At 30.0% G+C, this 20590-nt stretch carries 24 protein-coding genes; 5 read left to right on the forward strand and 19 right to left on the reverse strand.

Annotated features, from left to right (window positions below; translation table 11 throughout):
* Positions 1 to 435: 435 nt before the first annotated feature.
* Entirely contained in the window at positions 436 to 624 is a 189-nt protein-coding gene (locus KPL54_RS19630; protein WP_216108227.1) for a hypothetical protein, read from the forward strand.
* 150 nt (positions 625 to 774) lie between these two features.
* Here the strand turns inward: KPL54_RS19630 and KPL54_RS19635 are convergent, their stop codons facing one another.
* The 5 genes from KPL54_RS19635 to KPL54_RS19655 form a co-directional block, all read right to left on the reverse strand.
* Positions 775 to 1008, reverse strand: coding sequence for a DUF2922 domain-containing protein (locus KPL54_RS19635; RefSeq protein WP_216108229.1), 234 nt, complete (start codon positions 1006 to 1008; stop codon positions 775 to 777).
* A 63-nt stretch (positions 1009 to 1071) separates the two neighbouring features.
* Positions 1072 to 1299, reverse strand: coding sequence for a DUF1659 domain-containing protein (locus tag KPL54_RS19640; protein ID WP_216108230.1), 228 nt, complete (start codon positions 1297 to 1299; stop codon positions 1072 to 1074).
* A gap of 82 nt (positions 1300 to 1381) precedes the next feature.
* Positions 1382 to 1915, reverse strand: a complete 534-nt coding sequence (locus KPL54_RS19645; RefSeq protein ID WP_216108232.1) for a sigma-70 family RNA polymerase sigma factor — start codon at positions 1913 to 1915, stop codon at positions 1382 to 1384.
* A 56-nt stretch (positions 1916 to 1971) separates the two neighbouring features.
* Positions 1972 to 3021, reverse strand: coding sequence for a DnaD domain-containing protein (locus KPL54_RS19650; protein WP_216108233.1), 1050 nt, complete (start codon positions 3019 to 3021; stop codon positions 1972 to 1974).
* A gap of 86 nt (positions 3022 to 3107) precedes the next feature.
* A complete protein-coding gene (locus KPL54_RS19655) occupies positions 3108 to 3356 on the reverse strand; it encodes a hypothetical protein (RefSeq protein ID WP_216108234.1) in 249 nt (82 codons plus the stop codon).
* 200 nt (positions 3357 to 3556) lie between these two features.
* Between KPL54_RS19655 and KPL54_RS19660 the strand changes: the two genes are divergently transcribed.
* A complete protein-coding gene (locus KPL54_RS19660) occupies positions 3557 to 4213 on the forward strand; it encodes a hypothetical protein (protein ID WP_216108236.1) in 657 nt (218 codons plus the stop codon).
* Positions 4214 to 4265: 52 nt separating this feature from the next.
* On the opposite strand, the gene KPL54_RS19665 is transcribed toward KPL54_RS19660, so the two are convergent.
* Complete coding sequence (locus tag KPL54_RS19665; RefSeq protein ID WP_216108237.1) at positions 4266 to 4535, reverse strand: hypothetical protein; 270 nt, start codon at positions 4533 to 4535, stop codon at positions 4266 to 4268.
* A gap of 145 nt (positions 4536 to 4680) precedes the next feature.
* Positions 4681 to 6048, reverse strand: coding sequence for a tetratricopeptide repeat protein (locus KPL54_RS19670; protein WP_216108238.1), 1368 nt, complete (start codon positions 6046 to 6048; stop codon positions 4681 to 4683).
* A 312-nt stretch (positions 6049 to 6360) separates the two neighbouring features.
* On the opposite strand from KPL54_RS19670, the gene KPL54_RS19675 reads away from it, so the two are divergent.
* Positions 6361 to 6918 (forward strand): TetR/AcrR family transcriptional regulator, encoded by a 558-nt coding sequence (locus KPL54_RS19675; RefSeq protein WP_216108239.1) that lies wholly within the window; start codon positions 6361 to 6363, stop codon positions 6916 to 6918.
* Between the two features lie 81 nt (positions 6919 to 6999).
* Here KPL54_RS19675 and KPL54_RS19680 read toward each other — a convergent pair whose 3' ends face one another.
* Complete coding sequence (locus tag KPL54_RS19680; protein WP_216108240.1) at positions 7000 to 8703, reverse strand: oleate hydratase; 1704 nt, start codon at positions 8701 to 8703, stop codon at positions 7000 to 7002.
* Between the two features lie 367 nt (positions 8704 to 9070).
* Positions 9071 to 10369 (reverse strand): MBL fold metallo-hydrolase, encoded by a 1299-nt coding sequence (locus tag KPL54_RS19685; RefSeq protein ID WP_216108241.1) that lies wholly within the window; start codon positions 10367 to 10369, stop codon positions 9071 to 9073.
* Positions 10370 to 10598: 229 nt separating this feature from the next.
* On the opposite strand from KPL54_RS19685, the gene KPL54_RS19690 reads away from it, so the two are divergent.
* Positions 10599 to 10961, forward strand: a complete 363-nt coding sequence (locus KPL54_RS19690) for a GNAT family N-acetyltransferase (RefSeq protein ID WP_216108242.1) — start codon at positions 10599 to 10601, stop codon at positions 10959 to 10961.
* Positions 10962 to 11866: 905 nt separating this feature from the next.
* On the opposite strand, the gene KPL54_RS19695 is transcribed toward KPL54_RS19690, so the two are convergent.
* The 7 genes from KPL54_RS19695 to KPL54_RS19725 all read right to left on the reverse strand — a co-directional run bounded on the left by KPL54_RS19695 (position 11867) and on the right by KPL54_RS19725 (position 16293).
* The gene (locus KPL54_RS19695) at positions 11867 to 12115 is read right to left on the reverse strand and encodes a hypothetical protein (protein WP_216108243.1); all 249 of its coding nucleotides are present in this window, start codon (positions 12113 to 12115) and stop codon (positions 11867 to 11869) included.
* A gap of 311 nt (positions 12116 to 12426) precedes the next feature.
* Entirely contained in the window at positions 12427 to 12750 is a 324-nt protein-coding gene (locus KPL54_RS19700) for a hypothetical protein (protein WP_216108244.1), read from the reverse strand.
* Between the two features lie 180 nt (positions 12751 to 12930).
* Positions 12931 to 13194 (reverse strand): hypothetical protein, encoded by a 264-nt coding sequence (locus tag KPL54_RS19705; RefSeq protein WP_216108245.1) that lies wholly within the window; start codon positions 13192 to 13194, stop codon positions 12931 to 12933.
* Positions 13195 to 13874: 680 nt separating this feature from the next.
* Positions 13875 to 14948 (reverse strand): S66 family peptidase, encoded by a 1074-nt coding sequence (locus KPL54_RS19710; protein WP_216108246.1) that lies wholly within the window; start codon positions 14946 to 14948, stop codon positions 13875 to 13877.
* A 185-nt stretch (positions 14949 to 15133) separates the two neighbouring features.
* Complete coding sequence (locus tag KPL54_RS19715) at positions 15134 to 15397, reverse strand: hypothetical protein (RefSeq protein ID WP_216108247.1); 264 nt, start codon at positions 15395 to 15397, stop codon at positions 15134 to 15136.
* Positions 15398 to 15692: 295 nt separating this feature from the next.
* Positions 15693 to 16004, reverse strand: a complete 312-nt coding sequence (locus tag KPL54_RS19720) for an ABC transporter permease (protein WP_216108248.1) — start codon at positions 16002 to 16004, stop codon at positions 15693 to 15695.
* Positions 15994 to 16293 (reverse strand): tetratricopeptide repeat protein, encoded by a 300-nt coding sequence (locus KPL54_RS19725; protein WP_216108249.1) that lies wholly within the window; start codon positions 16291 to 16293, stop codon positions 15994 to 15996. The genes KPL54_RS19720 and KPL54_RS19725 overlap by 11 nt, the downstream gene beginning before the upstream one ends.
* A gap of 363 nt (positions 16294 to 16656) precedes the next feature.
* Here KPL54_RS19725 and KPL54_RS19730 point away from each other — a divergent pair, with 363 nt between their 5' ends.
* Positions 16657 to 17142, forward strand: a complete 486-nt coding sequence (locus KPL54_RS19730) for a PTS sugar transporter subunit IIA (RefSeq protein WP_216108250.1) — start codon at positions 16657 to 16659, stop codon at positions 17140 to 17142.
* Between the two features lie 51 nt (positions 17143 to 17193).
* Here KPL54_RS19730 and KPL54_RS19735 read toward each other — a convergent pair whose 3' ends face one another.
* The 3 genes from KPL54_RS19735 to KPL54_RS19745 form a co-directional block, all read right to left on the reverse strand.
* On the reverse strand, positions 17194 to 18039 hold the full coding sequence (locus tag KPL54_RS19735; RefSeq protein WP_216108251.1) for a MurR/RpiR family transcriptional regulator: 846 nt from the start codon (positions 18037 to 18039) through the stop codon (positions 17194 to 17196).
* A gap of 21 nt (positions 18040 to 18060) precedes the next feature.
* Positions 18061 to 19140, reverse strand: coding sequence for a MupG family TIM beta-alpha barrel fold protein (locus tag KPL54_RS19740; RefSeq protein WP_216108252.1), 1080 nt, complete (start codon positions 19138 to 19140; stop codon positions 18061 to 18063).
* Between the two features lie 84 nt (positions 19141 to 19224).
* Positions 19225 to 20586, reverse strand: coding sequence for a PTS transporter subunit EIIC (locus KPL54_RS19745; protein WP_216108253.1), 1362 nt, complete (start codon positions 20584 to 20586; stop codon positions 19225 to 19227).
* Positions 20587 to 20590 lie beyond the last annotated feature (4 nt).

Raw genomic sequence — 20590 nt, forward strand, 5'->3', positions numbered from 1 at the left:
TAAACGTAGAAAAAGAATTATTACATAATATTTATTTAAATAAGGAAGCTTTGACTTCCCTTAACTACTGAAATTTATAGAGATATAATTCGGGTAGTTTTTTTGTTGTGAAAAATGCAATTTCACGACAATATTTTAATGAATCAAAAATAGTGTAAAGGAAAAATTAATGTGATATAATGGCTTGGAAATTAGGAACAGAATCCTTAGATAAGGAACTACTAGAAATACAGAAAGATATATTTGACAAGGATAGTAGTGAATAGGTAATATCTGATAAAGTTAGCAGAAAAATTAAAGGGTTACGATAAAGTTAAGAATAATGACCAAATAAAAGCATTAGTAGATTTTTTAGAATATTTATTTTTAATTAAAGACCCAGAGATAGAAAAGCAATATGAAGAATATAAAAAAGAAAATGGAGGTGCATTTAAATTGAGTATAGACGAGATTAGAAGATTGCACTACAAGGAAGAAGGTAGGGAAGAAGGCAGGGAAGAGGGTAGGGAAGAAGGTGAAATTAAAAAAGCTATAGAAATAGCTAAGAAGCTTTTACGAAAAGGTGTATCTATCGATATAATTGTAGAGAGTACTGATTTAACAATAGAAGAAGTAGTTAATTAGCTTGTTTAATAGCAAGGCGAAGATGGAGCATCAGATGTGTATTAAGAGTTAAAACTTATAAAATCGGGAAAGACAAAAAGAATCCGGTAATCATAATATTTTTATGATTTACCGGATTTTTTATGGTTTTTGGAATTACATTACTGTTATTTAAGCTACTTTAATAGTATTTGTATCAGTAGTAACTATTTTAGCATCTTTCTTGCCAGTTAAGTCACCACTAGTTGATAGAAAAATGTTTTTTGCGATAACTAAATCCATAAGAGCATTTACCTCAGCTTCTGTTATAGTAGGTCCCTTATCATCAGCTTTAATGTTATCTACACTTAGCGTAAAATATTTACCCTCAATAGTAGTTAAAAATCTCATAACTAATTTATTCATATAATTTTTCCTCCTTTAAATTGTTGAATTTTGGTTTTTAGATTTTAAGCTTCTTATTTAAACTTACTTTTCTGTAACTAAGCTATACTGATCTTGTCTATCGATCCCAACCAATGGATAAGTTTTGATCTTAGAGATAGCTTGTCCTACTGCGAAAATGTCAGCATCCACTGCATTAACTTTTACATTACCTAGGCTTTTTGTTGCAAATTCATCTTTGCCATTGATGTCTATACCTGTTTTCATTGTAAGTTTTAAAATACTTGATACCTTTGTTGATATAACTGCCATGTTTAATCACTCCTTTTATTTTGTTTTCACTTAATATATATGATGTTTGTCTTATTTGTGCGGAGTTTTAAAAAATATATATCTACATAATTGCCTTTAATTTTTCTAGGGCTTTTTTCTTAATCCTTGAATACTTATAATAACTTTTATCAGAAGTAGCTGATATTTCTGTTAGAGAGTGTCCCATAATATAAAATCTCTCTAATATATAACGTTCAAAAGGTTCAAGGGTATTAAGGGCAACATACAATTTTTCAACCTCATCATATGCAATTACTTCATCCTCTAAGGTAAATTCATAATGCTCCTCTGCATCAAAATCTATCATATTAATGCTAGGGACTTCGCGAAAATGTTTTATTTCTCCTTTTAAAAGAGCTTTAAGGTTCATTTTTATAGCATTAATGCAATACCCGTTAAAGCTGTTGCTGCCTAGTTTATATAATGATATAGCTTTTATTACTGACAAATACCCGTGTTGAATTAGGTCTTCAGTGGTATAGCCTGGAATATGATATTTTGATGATTCTTTGAATATAAGGTATTTGAACTTTCCAATTATAAGTTCTGTAGCTTCGCTGTCACCGTTTTTAGCCTTTTCAACTAGTTTTTCCATAATTAAAGCACCACCTTCTAATTTTTTATTTAAGGTTTACTAAATACAATAATTTATTAAGCTAGACCAAGTAATTGTTTTTCTAAAAGATCAAAATCATATGTTCTCTGTTCGTAGTCACAAAAACTACCACTTTTCACAGAGTGCGATCCACTATTAATGCTGCTACTACTCTTATTACTATTCCATTTTTTCTGATATGTAACAACCTCCTTAGCAGTTTTTATGCCTTCGCTTATCCAGCTATTGATAACTTTAGAGATATATTTGATGTTTTTTGCATTATAATTAACGGCCTCTATTATAGCCATAATTATGACTTCATCACTTACGTGTTTTGTAAAATCTAATATTTTTTCATACACTAGTGGTGTGATAGCATGTATATTTTCTTCAAATATTTTAATTACACTTTTTATACCGACCGCCGTAGCAGCAGGTTTTTCTGATTTAGTTACTAACGATTCTTTACTTGTCGCCTCTACTTCTTCTACTTCTTCTTTATTTATTATTCTTTGCTCTTTATTTATTACTACTTCTTCTTTACTTCTTATTCTATTACTTGGCATATGCTTGGTAGCCCCTACTAAGGGGGTATCAAGGGGCTTAATAATTATGTTATTACTTTGATCCTCCGAATGTTCTTGCTCCATAGGACTTAGATCATTTATATCAGTCGGTATAACGTTTACAAGAAAGCCTTTGAAAATGTTATTTACATCTAAGCCGGCAGCTTCATATTTTTCATATAATATTTTAAGTAATACTTTACTTTTGATCTTCTGTACTTCCTTTTTTATACACGCAAGGACGTTGGAATTATTTGGAACATTGTATTTAATCCAATTTAATACCATAATCTCATTAGTGTCCGCGCTATATAAAATCTTTTTATAATCACAAAATTTTTTAAGCAGTTCAGCCACAAGCACTTTGTCACATCCTGTTTCTAGTGAAATAAGCCTAGGGGATAGCTCGTATATCCCGCACTGCGTAGATTTTGTATTCGTTAGAAGATATAGATAAAAAAGTTTTTCCTGTGAATCTAGTTCAAGTACAAAAGTATCACTCCAAAATTCCGTATAAATCTGTCTATATTTAGCCATTATTATTCCCCCTATGATTCTAATTTTAACAGCTCTACCAACTCAATTTTCTAATCTCAGAGTTGAATTTTATCTGTTTTTGTTTACTACACTTTTGCTATCTTATTAACTACAGTTAATGGTTTAAGTAAAAAAATATATTCTCTATAATCTAACTGATTATCTGTACACCACTTAATTATCCCATTAAAAAACTTAATACCTGGAGTATTATCCTTAGCAAGAACTCTATACACATGTGCTACATCTACTCCTATAGCCCTAGAAAGCTTTGTATAACTACTATTAAATCGTTCATCCATTAAATTTTTTAATGCAAATTTATTTAACCCCATATAAATCTTCCCCTCCTAATTTAATTGTATTTTTTATATTGAATCCCATTGTTTACATTTAATTACATTATCTGTAATTAATATATCATGTATAGCATATATTTACAATACTATTTTTACAATAATTATATTTATTTTCCATTTTATATTGACTATAAACAATGAAAAATGATATAATATTTAACGAAGGAGGTGATTAAATGACTGACTACAGCAAATTTGATCTAGTTACATTTGCTATATTATTAGAAAAAGCTAAAGGTGATCGCTCAATTAACCAATATGCAAATACAATAAATATAAGTGCAGCTCATATCTCAAGATTACTTCGAAAGTTAGTAAAATCACCTCCGTCGCCGGATACAATTAGTAAATTTGCTAGTGGTGCATGCAACGGAGTTACATATAATGATTTAATGCTAGCAGCTGGACACATAGATGATAAAACAGAAGGGATCTCTACAGAAAAAAAACAGACCCAAACTGTAGAAAAAGAAAAGAATTTTTTTAAGGTTATTCTATCCGATTTATACACCCGTGATTTTGAATGGAGTTTAAATAAAACCATTAATGGACCTGCTAATTTAATGCTTGAAATTACTAACTGGGAGTATTCTAACTGGTATATTCTAATTAAACCTTATGTTACCTCCCAAACAATTTATAATATTTATGGACAAATAGCTTGTATTGATCTTACCCCAGTTACAAAAATATCTGTAGCTGTTGGAAGTAAAAATGAATTTGACCTTTTCTTTAGTAATCCACCTAAATCTTTAAGAGCAAATCTTTATGTTATGCTAATAGATTTAAACAATGGAAACATATCTAAGGAGAAAAAGCTATGCCAGTATTAACTAGTCATAGCTTTTTATCTATCCACATCTCGCGACTCTCCATGTTATCTTCTTAAAATCCTGAAACTAAACTATGCCACTCATCTATAATGACTATATCCTCTATATCATTCACCGATATTTCCCTGTTAGTTTTATTTCTGCATATTATCTTATGGAGTTCAGCATCATAATTTTCTTGTCTATCTTTAGTTATTTTAGATAAATACACATTATCAAAAGATACAACTAGCCTTTTTCCAATTAAGTTATTATGTGATGTGACAATTTGCTCCTTTAACCCATCAATGAACCCTTCGTAATTGTTTTGTGTATATTCCACGTAAGAGCTTGCCTTATCTCTTTTAATAAACTTAGCCTTAACGACAAAAAAGCTACTGAAATATATAAAAATATATACCTCAATAGTTCCTATACTTTACTCTCACTAAAACTTGGTTACTTTATCTATACTCTGATAAAAGTCATTATTTCCCACAACATTTCTTATATTTCTTACCGCTTCCACAAGGACAAAGATCATTTCTACCAATTTTAGGTTCCTCTCGTACTTCAGGTTCCTGTGACTCATAATCTTTCGGGCTCTCTTCGTTTTCTTCACTATCATCTTCATCAAAAAATCTGTTTATTATATGTTTATAATTAGCCAAGTGTTTTTTATACTCCACTTGCATCTTTTTTCTTTCAATGTTATTAGTTAACTTATTAAAGAACTCTACCTTTAAAGCGTATAAATCTGGATAATCCTTTTCTAGTTTTTTAATAGAAGTTTTATAGATATCATAATTATATAATACTGTATACTCCTGAAAATAACTCATTGCTTCTTTTTCTTCTTCATCGTGCATTCCTAATTCATTATTTGGAAGTACATCGAAGGCAATAAGAGAAACAATCTCATGGTTTATTTTTTTATTTGCTTCCAGTTTATGAAAATCATCTATATGTATCATATAGGTTTCAATTTCATTTTTAATCCGTAATACATCTTTATCTTCTGGTAAAATCTTTGCTGCCTTCTCTATTATATTTTTAGCATCTTCCATTTTTTCCATTTGCATTAAATAAGATGCTAGTTCAGATAATGTTGAGGTTATATTCTCTTTTATTTCATCATTATTTATTGCAATCTCTGCCAACTTATCTATAGGTTTATGTATTGAGGAAAACATTTCAAAGTTCATATCAATCGTTATTAGCTCTAGATATATTATTGTATTATCCTTTATATCAGTGACTACCTCTAAGGCCTTTTCTAAAACATTTCTAGCATTCAGATATTCATTACTTTCTACATAAGCTTCACTTAAGCCAAGCCACAAGGAAATATTGTCACTATCAAGTTCTATTGCCTTATTGTAGGCTAAAATAGCCTTTTTATGCCAACCTCTGTTTAAATAAGCATTAGCTAAATATCCTGCAAATGCTGAGTTTTCCGGTTCCTCCAAAGTTAATTCTTCATATACTGTCAAAGCTTTACCACTGTTACTATTTTTTAAATAGACTTCTGCTAGCAATACTTTTACTATTAGCGATTTTGAATCTTCTTTCTGCATCTCTTGAAGAATTTTAATTGCTTTGTTTAATTTCTCTTCTTCCATATAGGTTCTTGCTAAGCTATAATTTTCTTTCACATCAGAATCTAAATTATTTATTGCATCATACTGCTTTCTAGTTTTTTCGTTACTTAAAATTTCATAAGCTTTTCTAATATTCATAAATTCAACTTCAAATCTATCTGGTGGATATTTCCTTACGCTCTTAAAGTAAGCCCTTTTTATATCTTCTTTTGAAGCCAGCGCGGTTAGTTCTAATATTTCATAATAATCTTTCATTTATATCACCTTTTCTCTCTATTCTTTAGTATATTTTAAATATTTTTCTAAAGTTATCCGCATTTTCTATTTTAGCATTTCATACTCATCTAAAATATCTTACCAAGTATTATCGACTATAATTATATAACAAACCTAATTAGCCACGCAACCCTAATATGAATATACTTCAGTAACTCCTAACTAAAAGCTTTTGAGCTTGCAATCAGTGAAAATAAACTTGGAGCTTTTAGTTTCTAATATATTAAAAATTGACTAAATATTATATTCAAAATATAATGTATATATATTTCACAAAAGGAGGCAAAAAGTATGTCAGATATCACTAAACAAGCTTTAGCACAATCATTAAAAAATTTAATGAATACTACTCCTTTAGCTAAAATTACAGTTAATAATATTGTTACAGTGTGTAATGTAAATCGTCGTACATTTTATTATCACTTTCAAGATATATATGCACTTTTAGAATGGATTTTTAAAAATGAAGTTTCAAATGTAATGGAAGAAAATAAAACCTATAAGACATGGCAAGAGGGGTTTTTGAGAATATTTTATTATTTGAGTGCAAATCGCAAAATGGTGCTAAATACTTATAGCTCAATTGGTCGAGACAAATTAGAAACTCACTTATACAGTGCAGTGTACAAGCTAGTCTTAAATGTTGTAGATGAAATTACCTTAGGCAAAGAAGTTTCTGAAAAAAGAAAGGAATTTGTAGTAAATTTTTATAAGGTTGCTCTTGTTGGTTTATTACTTGAATGGATAAGAAAAAATATGATAGAAAATCCAGAGCAAATCATTGAGAATCTTAATAAAATAATAAGTGGAGATACCCATAAAGCTTTACTAGGAATCAAAATGCCTTAATAGTATTATATATAAAAGCTATGAAATTAAGTTTTTAAACTCATATTTCATAGCTTTTTGTTCTTAATATTTCAAATAAGCTTAAATTAAGCCTTCTAAACTTGTATTGCTTAATAGTTTTTTAATAATTCCTTCAGCAGGTAATGGTCTTCCACTATACAGTGCTTTAGTTGCTTTAGCAACAATACGTACATCATATTGGCTAGGATATATTTCAGGTGGATTTTTTTCAAGTCCAAGTAAAGTATATACAGCCATAATAGCAGAACGAACTGAATATTCAACAGTAAATACACAATCACCTTTAACTTCTGCAAATTGGCCTAGAAATGCAAGGTTTGTACTACCAACAGGTACAACTTCTGGTCTATCTCCTTTAACACGAGGCATAAATTGACTTGTAATATAAGGCATGATAGATGGAATTACAATTGTTGTATCAATATATTCATCCATATCTTTTTCATCAATTCCTAAATGATATAACAGTTCTTGTAATAATTCTCTGCCATTACATTCGCTCATTTTCTTTTTAATGAAATCACCTTCATTGTTAGGGAATAAAGCATATGCCCATATAACTATAACATCATCAGGTTGATTAGTAAATTGAGGTTGTCTATTAACAGTAACACTTAATAACCAGTTTGAGTCTTTAATTGTTATTATTCCGCCTGTTGCAGTTTGATGTGGAGCGAACTCTCTTTGCGCAAATTTCTCCATAAGTTTTCTCATTTTAGGACCTTTAGCAGTTATTGTATATGATTCCCATGTAGTTTTATCAATATCACTACAGAATACTTCTGGGTTTCCGAATGAATCATCTTTTTTAGCTATTTTTTTCCATAGACTCCAGCATGCACCTTCGCTTCTATCGAGTATAGGTGCTTTATCCATATTTCCAAGTGTAGCATTTTCAGTCATGGATCCATTAGTAAAGAATACTAAATCATTTTCTGTAGTTTTAATAAGTTCTTCTTTTTTTCCATTACAAGTTAACCGAATTCCTGTAACTGTTTTTTTATCTGCAGTTATATCTATATCCAAATCAGTTACTTTTGTATTTAAGTCTAATACTACTCCCTGTGATTCTAACAATTTTTTTAGTGGAAGAATCATTGAATCGTATTGATTATATTTAGTGAAAACTAATCCTTCCATTTTATTCATTCCTGGCATTAGATGTATAAAACGATGCATATAACGTTTCATTTCAACAAGAGCGTGCCAATTTTCAAATGCAAACATACTTCTCCAATATAACCAAAAATCAGTTTCCAAGAATGAAGCATCGAAAAATTGTTCAACAGTAATTGCACCTAAAGAATCTTCGGTTGCAAGAAATAATTTAGTAAGTTGTTTAACATGGTTTTGTGCTAGTCCAAGAGTTGAAAAATCAAGCTTTTCTCCACGGTTAGCAATAGCACGACAATTAGAGTAGTTAGGATCAGCATTATTTAATTCTCTAAATTCATCTAAAACATATCGTCCAGGTTCTTCTAATGATGGTACTTTCCCGAATAAATCCCACATACATTCATAATGCTCTTCCATTTCTCTTCCGCCAAGTGCAACATATCCATCTTTTGCATTTCCAGCACCGTCCATAGAACCACCGAGAATATTTTTTTGTTCTAAAATAGTTATATTTTTACCGTCCATATGACCATCACGGATTAGGTATTCAGCGGCTGCTAATGAAGCGATACCTCCTCCAATTAGATATGCTTTTTTATTTTCAATTCCTTCAGGTTTTAATGTTTTAATTCTTTCGTAATTTACCATAATTAGTCTATCTCCTTTTAATTTAAAATTTTAGTTTGATTATAGAATCCATTAGTAAGTTTTTTATTTAATATAAAAAATTTGTTTTGGAGTGTCTATAGCAATAATATAATTTTTATAAAGTATAGTAAATCATCAAAAGAGGTCGATTGTGCAAATTTGTAACAATCCCTTTGATTTGTGATTACAATGGGGCCAGATACACAGCCTAAAAAATGTAATCAAATTATGTTCTCAATAATCTGCTATAGTTTCAAATTGTTGGTTGCTAAAAAGCATTAACCCTGCACCCAAAAAAATTCCCAGCGTTTTAAACTGGGAATTTTTTTGGGTGCAGGTTTTATATTAGCTATAAATAACCATGATTTTACTTAGACGAGGTATTGTCTATACGTTTAGTTCCAGTTTCATCTAATCCAGCTGCTTGACGGCCTGTCAATATTACTGCACACTGATCTAAGAGTTCGAAAAAGCGTCTGGATCTTTCCTGACCGAGCACAAATGGGTTTGGTTCACCTGGTTTGAGATTTCGAAGTTCTTCCATTTTTTCAAGCGATCCGTCCGCAAAAGGATGATCACTAATAACCACATCTACTTTAGCATTATCTGTGTATGAGAGGAAGTGCTTTATAGAATCCCTATAAACCACTTTATCTGCAAGTGTTCCGACAACGTTCGTATTTCCGTATGTCGCAAACATGTGAGGCTCTCCATTATCAAATACTGGTGCAATATATGAGAGACCACCACCATTAACTTGTCTTGGAGTTTTAACTATAGTAATAGCTGTATCCCCTAGAGTCAGTTTTTGTCCATCAGTACCAATTATGTCCTGCGTTGGCCACGTATTTACACCATTGGCATCTTTTTTAGTAGGTGCAACAGCCCATTCTTCTTGACTCATTACGATTTTTGTTCCGTAGTTATCCTGGAAGTACTTCGCACCTCCAACATGATCAGGACCAGCATGAGTAATTAGAATATACTTAATCTTTGCAGGATCCAACCCTAACTTCTTCATGCCTGGAAGAATCATTGTTTCAGGGCTATAGTCATACCCTGCATCAATCATAATGTATCCGTCTGTGGTTGTTATTATGAAACTACCTACGTTAGTTCCTCCTACATAATAGAGATTATCGAATAGCTTAGTCGGTTCAGTAGGTACCTCAGAACCTTCCGCTATGTGGACTGGAGGAGCCACTGTAGGAACGCCATTTACATCTAAGTCTCGAGACTGAAGGAGCTGAGTTAAAAGAAGCGATTTATCATCTCCAGCAAGACTTCGAGCTTTTTCCATTTCAGCTACAATTTCTGGTGTATCCAAGACTTTTACTGCAGTAGTTATAGCAGCACCATTATTAAATTTAATAGTCGAGACATCTACAGAGTCCTTACTCACTTTTGTCCCATCGCTGTTTTTTATCCAACCACTATCATCTGTTTTTACAAAAACATCACCTTTATTTTTAACTATTGCTGCACTAATAAGACTTTCATTAGTTGGATCATTTGCATAATCTAAATTATACATATTCTCTCCTATTACCACAGAGAAATTTGGTACGTCAGTAAAACTACTTAATTCTAGTGCCATAACTGGTTTTGTCAGCATAACTATCAATGCGATAAACCCCATCATCATAATTCTTTTTAAAATTTTCATTAATTTAACACCCTCATTTTTTTATTATTTTACCAATGATCACATAATAATATAATTAGAACCAAGTTTGAATCAACTTATGTTATTAATTGCTTAATATAATAATACAAGGAAAATGTGAGAAAAGTTTGAGGTTTTATGAAATTAATATTAAAATTATTTTGGTACTGTTCTATTTTATGCCTTTGATGGGATAAGTACTGGCGATATAAGTGGCTTATCAAATTCTATGTTAGATGCATTTAGAGACACAGAAGACTTCGAAGATGAAACTTTAGAGGATTTAAATGAAGAAATTCATAGCGTTGTGGACGGTACTTTTGGTATGTTTATTTCGGACGCTTCATTTCAAATTAAGCAAAACACAGAAATTGCGTCAGCAATTCTTATCAATTTGTATGAAGGTAACCCATTAGTTTCAGAATTATTTACAAAAAAGAAATATATGAATTTAGGTATGGCAAGTAGTCTTTTAAAAAATAGTATAAACGTATTATTGAAATTAGGATATGAGAACTTGACTTTAAATGTACACCCTAGAAATGTAGGCGCAGTTAATCTTTATAAAAAAATTGGATTTACAGAGCTATAACTTAGTTCATATTTAAGTATTAAATGCCATAAACAATAAACGGTTATGACATTTTTACTTGTGACGACTTATTCATATACTGCGTCATAACTTAATACACAATTTTCCATAAATCATTACCTTTATATATTAAATAAAGCATTGATTTATATAGATTATTAAGCGATTAAAATTTCGAATATATCATTTTTGTGGTACTATCTTATAAAAAACACATCACTTGAAAGGACTAAATTCATGGAGAAACAGCAACAAAATCGGCACCCTATCAGTATGCTACCTATGATGTATAAAGACACAAAAAATATTGAGTTTGTTTTAAGCTATATATTGGTTGTTAAGCATTTAGTTAAATTTAACTAAGCAATTGTAGACTTGAATATATATATTTATATGATATATTTGGGATCATGAATGTAATATATTTAATAATAATCACTGTAAAAAATGTTACCCCTGGGAGAAGGGGTAATTATTTTTTTTGCTTTGGACTAGTTTACTGAAAGAATTGTAATGAAGCGAAGAATGAACGAAATGGAGATTCTTTGAGTAAGATTGTCCAAAGCTTCATTGGCTGCAAATGAATACCCATGGGACTAGGAGCATTGATAAAAAATAAACTGACCTGCAGAGCTCTTCTTCTTGGATTTATTTTTTATGACTGCTCCTTCAATACTCTATAGTTATATTTTTAATAAATAAGGTAATATTGAAGCAAAAAAAACTGTTGATCCATAAGTAAATTGTATTGTATTGAATCATAGTTTGAACAATATAGTGCCCAGTCAGGTCACGAAAGCAGAAAACCCACGATATATATTTAAATTTAACAATATAAGGAATTGAATTTTCAGTAAGGCACAGCTATGTTCTTTATCCCCCGTATATGAATATTATATATTAAATTAATTTATTTTTTTATTATCAGATATGTATATAATATATGATATTGGACCCACAATTCCGCCCATAATTACATATCCCCATAAAGGAATATCTGTAAAAACACTTCCAGAAATTATCCCAACTAAAACAGCAAAAAAAATAATTTTTGTTAATGTTACTTTTGCTGATTTTTTTTTTAAAATAATCAAACTCAATGAAAATCCTCCAACCATAATGGCAATTAAAATAATCCCTGTTATTAACTTCATCAAAATATCTCCCTTCCATTACGACTAACAATATGTATATAATCATACCATAATTACCATAAATTGAGTATATTAAAAATTATTTGTAAATGTGGAATAGCCTCAAAGTGAAAGTAACTCAATTGGTATTGTGTTACATTCAGAATATCAATACACACTAAACATAGTCTCACCATATCATTAGATAGGGAGAGACTAGTGACGACATATTATCCTATTTTGAAACAAACTATTTTATATAGAGGTCATGGGAACTAGTCATATAGCTAGAGTTCGCGTATCGGATATAAAACGAACTCTGGCTATGTAACTTAATTATTTAATTTCTTTTGTACTTTTGAATAAGTAGATAAACAGATTACACATATGCCATCTACAACAAGAATTATACCCATTACAATAAACTTTATTATAGGGAATTCTTTAGAAATTAGCATCTGTGAAAAGAGAACACTTAAACATACAACTACAAGGTTAAATTTGATTAATATTTGTTTAATATTCTCCATAGTACTATTTGTAATATTAAAATTATTAATTACATAATTACTAAATTTACTTGAAATTAGACTTATAAAAACGATTATAGCAAAAAAATTAAATATAGTTAATAAAATGGTTGCCGTTGTTGTCATAGCATCATCTCCTTATTTTAAATTAATATATCTAGATAATTATACTAGAATTACTTTAAATTGGATATAAACAATTTCACGTCATTTGTTGATATTAACACATTATATACTACCCCCTCACATCTGATGATCTGGGAGGTACTTATGTCGACATAAAAGAATATTGTATATTATAACGCATTAATGATTTGCGTATATCTTATACATAGCATAAGCAAATTGAATAATCACTATTAAAAAGAAACTAATAAGCAGTGTAGTTTTCTTTTGTTTATCAATATTTTGTCCATTCTCAATAATTCGTCTATTTACAATGGCTACGACTATTATTAACATTGTAAATGCATATGCCCTTTCACTTATTGCATACATACACATAATTAAAGTAATTATATTTATAACAACTACCGATATTACTGGGTTTTTACATATCATTGACTTCATAATCCTTCCCCCTACTAATTAACTATATTTTTACGATTACGTAGCTAAAAAAGGTTATTTAACAAGCCTTTTTTCTGTGTTTAAGAATAAAGTCCCCAATAAATGTTCCAATCAAAGCGAAAAATAGATAGCCTAACGGAATAACCAAACAAAATAAACTCCAGTAGCTTTTTTATCACTACTACCTATTTTTATTGCAAAGTAAATAAGAAAAAATGATAATTAGTAAGCCCAATAGAATATTAATAACTTTTTTATTTTTCATAAAATCCCCCGATTTTTGGATTGATTGATTCATCTCGTATATTTAACAAACATAAAAAAATATATTTACATAATCATACTATTAATAATATAGATTTCATATAAAAATTGTTTAGATCCAACAATTGAAGCATTCAACTCTTTAATATAATGGGGATGAAAAAACAGAATGTCATGAAAATATTAACTTCACGACATTTCTTATATACCTATAACTAGCCTATACCCTCATAGTTACTTTAATATATGCAATAACCTACTATAATCACTGCATAAAAGGTGTCTAATTGAGAAAATACACTCCAATTATGCATGATTTACAACTTTATCCACATTCTAAATTACTTAGTATTATATAATAATATCTCCATATCTCCCCGTAGTTTATGAAGATGGCGCCTAATCCAACTTTCAAATTATGCAAATATAGATTCCTTTAACGTAATAACCTTTATCTCTAAATCAACCTCTACCTCAATTCCATATGGAATGATGCATCTTGGCTGTGCATGACCAAAATTCACATTATATATAATTGGCAAATCTTTATTTTCGATAATCTTATAATAGATTTCTTTATATTCCTCGTAATATTGTTCATCTTGAGGCTTTCCAACAATAATTCCGTTTATGACATCAAATATACCTGTATCTTTTAAAGCAATTAATTCCTTTTCAAATAATTCTGGTTTTGGTTTTTCTTCACAAGTTTCAATGAATAATATTTTATTCTTCCATTCTTTTAATGTTGGAAATAACCTGTATTTTTCACATATAACCTTTTCATCGTCATATCGTGTACCGGTTAATATACCATATAAACTTTCAAGACAACCACCCAGAAGTCTTCCATTACATTTCCCTTTTCCTTGTAAAACTTCATATCCTCTTTTTTCCAAATGTTTTACTCTGCTTGTGCCTACTGCTTTCATAGAAAAATCTGTGCGTTCCTCATACCATACATTACTTGATTCTATACAATCTTCTTTATGGCTTTCAAAATACTTTAAAAACGCTTTTTTTGTATATGGTAACATTTCTTTATCCAATTCGGCTAAATCACAAACGAAAGTAGGTCCATAAAAAGTCCCTATTCCAAGTTTATAAAACATTAAATGATTAATTGTCGTATCTGAAAAGCCTGTAAATAATTTAGGATTATTATGAACAGCATTAATAAAATCATTATCATCTAATAAATAAGGCAATGTTCTATATGTATCATCTCCTCCAATTGCACAGATAATCCCTTTTATGGATGTATCATAAAAAGCATCTTTTAAATCCTGTGCTCTGGCTTCTGGATGATTTTTCAAATACTCCATTCCTCTTAATGCGCTTGGCATTACAACAGGTACTAATCCAAATTCTTTTATTCTCTTTAGTCCCAAATCTAATTCATGTTTTGAAGAATCTTCACCAAGCATACCACTTGACATACTTATAACTGCAACTTTATCTCCTTTTACTAATGGTTTTGACTTTTTCATAAATATAACTCCCCCTACACCAATTATATAAGTAATCTTTAGCACCACAATTTTTTACAAGTTCAAATCAGCTTATTTGTTCGATTATACCATATATAACATATATTCAAAAAAAGAATTTTATAGATTAAACGATAAGAGGCATACAATATAACGGAAAATTATATTGAATCAAAAGTATCCATTCAAGAGCGTAAGCATATAAAACAATCCTTTAATAAAATAATCTTCCCCAAAATCTCAAAACCTCTCTCTTCCTCCATATATATAAGTAAAACCCTAAAGGAATTTCTAAGTTTCTTTAAGGCCTTGCTTTTAGCCCGTAATAAATTATTATAACTCTGGCTACTATCACAAGCTATTTCGTTAAGAGTATCCTTAACGAAATAAAATCTTTCAACTATGGACCTTTCAGATAGATCCAACTTTTCTAAGGCACAATAAAGCATTTTAACCTCTTCGTAAGCGATGACCTCATCCTCTAATGTAAAATTATACTCTGCACCTGCACTCGTGCTTATGGGGTATGAATTTGGAACTTCTCTATAGTGTTTTATTTTTCCTTTTAGAAGAGCATTAAAATTGGTTTTAATAGAATTTATACAATAGCCATCAAAAGTGTTTTTATTTTTACCAAGGGTATAAATATTAACTGCTTTTATAACTGAAAGATATAAGTGATTATTTTAAGAATTATATGCTTAATTAATGATTTTTCATCTAAAATCAGGGATTGTAATAATCTTATTTAATTTCCATGTTTTCAAACTTTTTAATTCCAATTGTTACTATTACTCCTGCAAAAATTAAGCAGTAAAGAATGTAAATAGCTTTAGGAATTACCCCTTCTATGCCTCCACCTGAAAGATCCATTGGAATTTTTTGAAGAGCCCATGGCCATAAATATCTTATGCCGATTATAGCTCCTATAAAGAATCCACCTAGTGAGCATATTGATGCTATCATTATAGGCTTTGTAAAATCCTCATATTTTAATGAAAGATGAATCTGTATTGCAATAAGTGGGAGGTTACTAATCTTATAATTATTTTCCACATTCTATTGCCTTATTGTAGACTAAAATAGCCTTTTTATGCCAACCTCTGTTTAAATAAGCATTAGCTAAATATCCTGCAAATGCTGAGTTTTCCGGTTCCTCCAAAGTCAATTCTTCATATATTATTAGAGCTTTACCACTGTTACTATTTTTTAAATATGCTTCTGCTAGCAATACTTTTACTATTAGAGATTTTGAATCTTCTTTCTTCATCTTTTGAAGCATTTTAATTGCTTTGTTTAATTCTTCTTCCATATAGGTTCTTGCTAAGCTATAATTTTCTTTCACATCAGAATCCAAATTATTTATTGAATCATACTGCTTTCTAGTTTTTTCATTACTTAAAATTTCGTAAGCTTTTCTCTCTATTCTTTAGTATATTTAAAATATTTTTCTAAAGTTATCCATATTATCTATTTTAGCATTTCATACTTATCTAAGGTATCTTACCAAGTATACCATAATTATATAACAAACATAATTAGCCACACAACCCTAATAGAAATAATGTATAACAATTTTAAGAAATATTTTATCACAAACTTGGTAAGTATAGATTTTAACCTTAAATAACTTAAATGGTTTTAATTTACTGTTTTGGTATGTTATACTTTATATAAAAATATAAAAACTAAAAGAAGGTTTGAAAATATGTTTGATTTTTTGAAAAAATCAAAGTTTGAAATTGTATCTCCAGCTAGTGGAATATTAAAGAACTTAACAGAAGTGCCTGATGAGACCTTTTCATCTAAATGCTTAGGCGATGGCTTTGCTATAGAGCCTTCAACAGGAGAAGTATATTCTCCTGTTGAAGGTAAAATCAGAATGATTTTTCCAACATTACATGCCGTGGGTTTAAAATGTAATAATGATATAGAGATTTTACTACATATTGGTATAGATACTGTAACTCTTAAGGGTGAAGGTTTCCAGGTTTTTGTCACTACTGGCCAAAAAGTTAAAGCTGGTGATTTACTTATAAAGTTTGATTTAGAAACTATTAAAAACAAAGTACCATCTACTGACATCATTGTAGTATTTACAGGTGGAGAAACCTGTGAGCTTATGAATGATTCTCAAAAAGTTACTAATGGAGAAGCGAATATAGTAAATATTAAACAAAAATCAAAAGTTTAATTAATTACAAAAGCGACTCTAGGTCGCTTTTATATAATCAAGATAACTTATTTAATGATAAATCCCTTTAACTGCTTTTCTTGTTTCAATTAACTTTTCTTCTACTTCTTTTATATTATTTCTAGTCATTCCTATATATAACATGTCTATTATTGCTAGTTGTGATATTCTCGAGCTAATTGCGCCTTCCCTTAAAGATTTTTCTACTTCAGGGACATGTAACACCACATCTGATAAATCAGCTATATTATTATTTATGCTAGCCTTTGTTATTGCTATTACTGGAATTCCCCTCTTTTTTGCATTTTGAGCGCATATAATAACTTCTTTTGTTTCACCAGAGTAAGATATTGCCAGGGCTACATCACCTGGTTGCATTAATACAGATGTTGTCATTTGCAAATGGGTATCTATGTGTGATATACATCTCTTATTTATTCTGCTTAACTTATAATAAAAATCCTGTCCTACTAAAGCTGATACACCAACACTATAGATATATATGTTTTTCGCGTTAATAAGTAACTCGATTGCCTTATCCAATTCTTCTTCCTTTAACACGCTAACTGTCTGCTGCATGATTGAATCTATTGAATCTTTTATTGCATAAATTATACTTTTTGTTCCTAGATCACCCTTTAAATATTGAAACTGAGTAGATTGATCCTTTTTATCTAAACTTATAGATAGCTTAAGTTTCATTTCATTTAAACTGTTAAAACCCATTTTTTTAGCAAATCTAACTACTGTTGGTGCCGATGTTTTAGTAATACTCGCTAGATCCTTAGCTGACATTGTTATGATACTTTCCTTAGTTTCTAATAAATAATCTGCTATTAGTTTTTCACTATCTGTAAAACTCTCATAATTTTGCTTTATGTATCTTAATACATCCATAAAACCACATCCTATTAAATTTTAATTATTTATTATATTAAAGTGAAATTTTTTTCCACCCTTTATATATTTTAATAGATAAATATTCTTTTGTAAAACAGATGCTACAACATTTGTCCTATAATCGCCTTTTTGATCCACTTTTAATATTTGTAATTCTCCCATATATCTTTTGTAATTCTGGTTATCTATAGTAATATCTCCATACTTTTTATCACCTGTATTTAATGACTTTATTTTGTCTTCATTAAGAAGTAATCTACTTTCGCTAGCTCTTATAACATCTCGAGCCTCATCTTGCCTTTGGGTATAAGTTTCATTTAATAATCTTAAAGTTATATTATCTTTTTCTTTTAATTCTATAAAAAGTTCTACTACATCAGGTCGTAATCCAGATAAATCTTCTAACTCCGCTTTACTAGGAAGTGAATCTCCTATAAATACAGATTGATTTCCAAGGGCAAATAAATGATTTGCAGCTTCCCGTACCTCGAGTCCTCTATGATCCTCAAGTGTTGGTAATCCATCAAATAGCGGACCTCTCCTTTTATTATTAGATTGTACAAAAGCTGAAACCATAATTCTCCTTTTACTTAATATAGCATTTTTCTCTTTCATACATTCTTCTGAAATACCTGTCCCCACTCTAGGATAAAAATTATGCAGTGCATCAACATTTTTATAGTTAGGTAAATATATATCTAATTTTTCAAAAAATTCTTCAGTTACTGTTGATGCATTTAACTGAATTTTAATTTCATAAGGGTTATTAGTCATCTTAGATATTTCTTCTTCACTATACCCAAAATCTATTCTTATAGTCTTAACCCCCATACCGCTAAGTCCGCTCAAATCCATATTCTGCAAATCTAAAAGTTTAAAAGTATTAGGAGATATATCAGTTATTATATCCATATCATATTCTTTAGCTAACTTGAAAAATTCTTGTGCCTCAGTCTTTAAAATACTATAATTTGCCTCTGGTATTTGAAACGAGGTAAATATTCTAAAGAATTTAAGCTTATGAGCCTCCTTTAATAATCTTATATTCTCTTGCTTTGTATTATCTAGCCCAAAATAAATTGAAATACCGTAACTCATAAAAATTCCTCCTTAAATCATCTCTTGAGAATCTGCATTAATTAAAATTATTAAAAAAGACCCGTGAAGGTCTCTTCTAAATTATTAATCCACCGGATCTTCAAAACCCAATATACTAGTAAAGAAATATCCACCTATATACGATACCACTACACCTATTAAGAATAATCCAATTTTCCCATTTGCAATTAATAATGCGAGTGGTAGTCCCGATACGCCTATTGCAACGGCTCCAACCTTAAACATTGCCATAACCGCTCCGCCTGCTCCTGCTCCAAGGCAAGCTCCAAGAAATGGCTTTCCAAGTGGTAATGTTACTCCATATATTAACGGTTCCCCTATTCCTAAAAATCCTGGTACTAATCCATTCCTAGCTACTTTCTTAAGTCTCTCATTTTTTGTTTTTCTTAATACTGCTATAGTAGCCCCTACCTGCGACATTCCAGCCGTTGCAAGTACTGGAAGTAATACTGTAAATCCTACATTAGCTATTAAATCTGCATGTATTGGAGTTAATGCTTGATGCATTCCTGTCATAACTAGGGGTAAGAATAACGCTCCTGATATCCCTCCCGAAATAACTGAAACAACCATATTATTTGACGCTATTGTTTTTGCTACAACTATTCCTATACTATAAGAAATAAACCCTCCAATTGGTTGAAGTATACATAATGCCGCTAAAACTGAAATCGTAAGTGTAAGAAGTGGTGTAACAAATAAATCTAATACATCTGGTACAAATTTTCTACACGTCCTTTCAATAAAACAAGCTAAAACTACTACTATTATTACTGAAATAATTCCTCCACGTCCTGGTGTTAATGCTTTGCCAAAAAGAGTTATCTTTGCAAGTTCTGCTGATGATAGAATACCACCTAACACTCCTCCCATCATTGGCATTTGTGAACCAAATTCCTTAGCTGTATTTACACCAACTAAAATTGATAATATTGAGAATACGCCATTACCTATAAGTCCTATTATTTTAGCTGCAGTTGTAGTTTTATATTCAACTCCAAAATAGACTCCTGCTATATTATTCACCGCAAGAATTAGTCCACACGCTACAAATAACGGTATTAATGGAATAAAAATACTTCCCAATCTCTTAAGCATATTCTTAAATTTAGTATTATTCTTTTGTTTTAATTTACCCTTAGTTTCTGCTACTGCATCTTCACCTAAAAGTACACTTTTTTCAATTATTTTATTTACTTCGTCAGTTATCTTATTTACCTTACCCGGACCATAAATAACTTGTAACTCCCCATCAGTCTCAACTATTCCAAGAACTCCTTCTGATTTTTTTATTTCTCCTATTCTTGCCTTTAAAGAATCTTTAAGTTGAAGCCTACAACGGGTCATACAATTTATAACAGATATTATATTACTTTTGCCCCCAACTAACTCAACTAAATTTTTAGCTATATCTCTATTTGTCATAATA

The sequence above is a fragment of the Clostridium estertheticum genome, assembly GCF_018861295.1.
GTDB lineage: Bacteria > Bacillota > Clostridia > Clostridiales > Clostridiaceae > Clostridium_AD > Clostridium_AD estertheticum_D.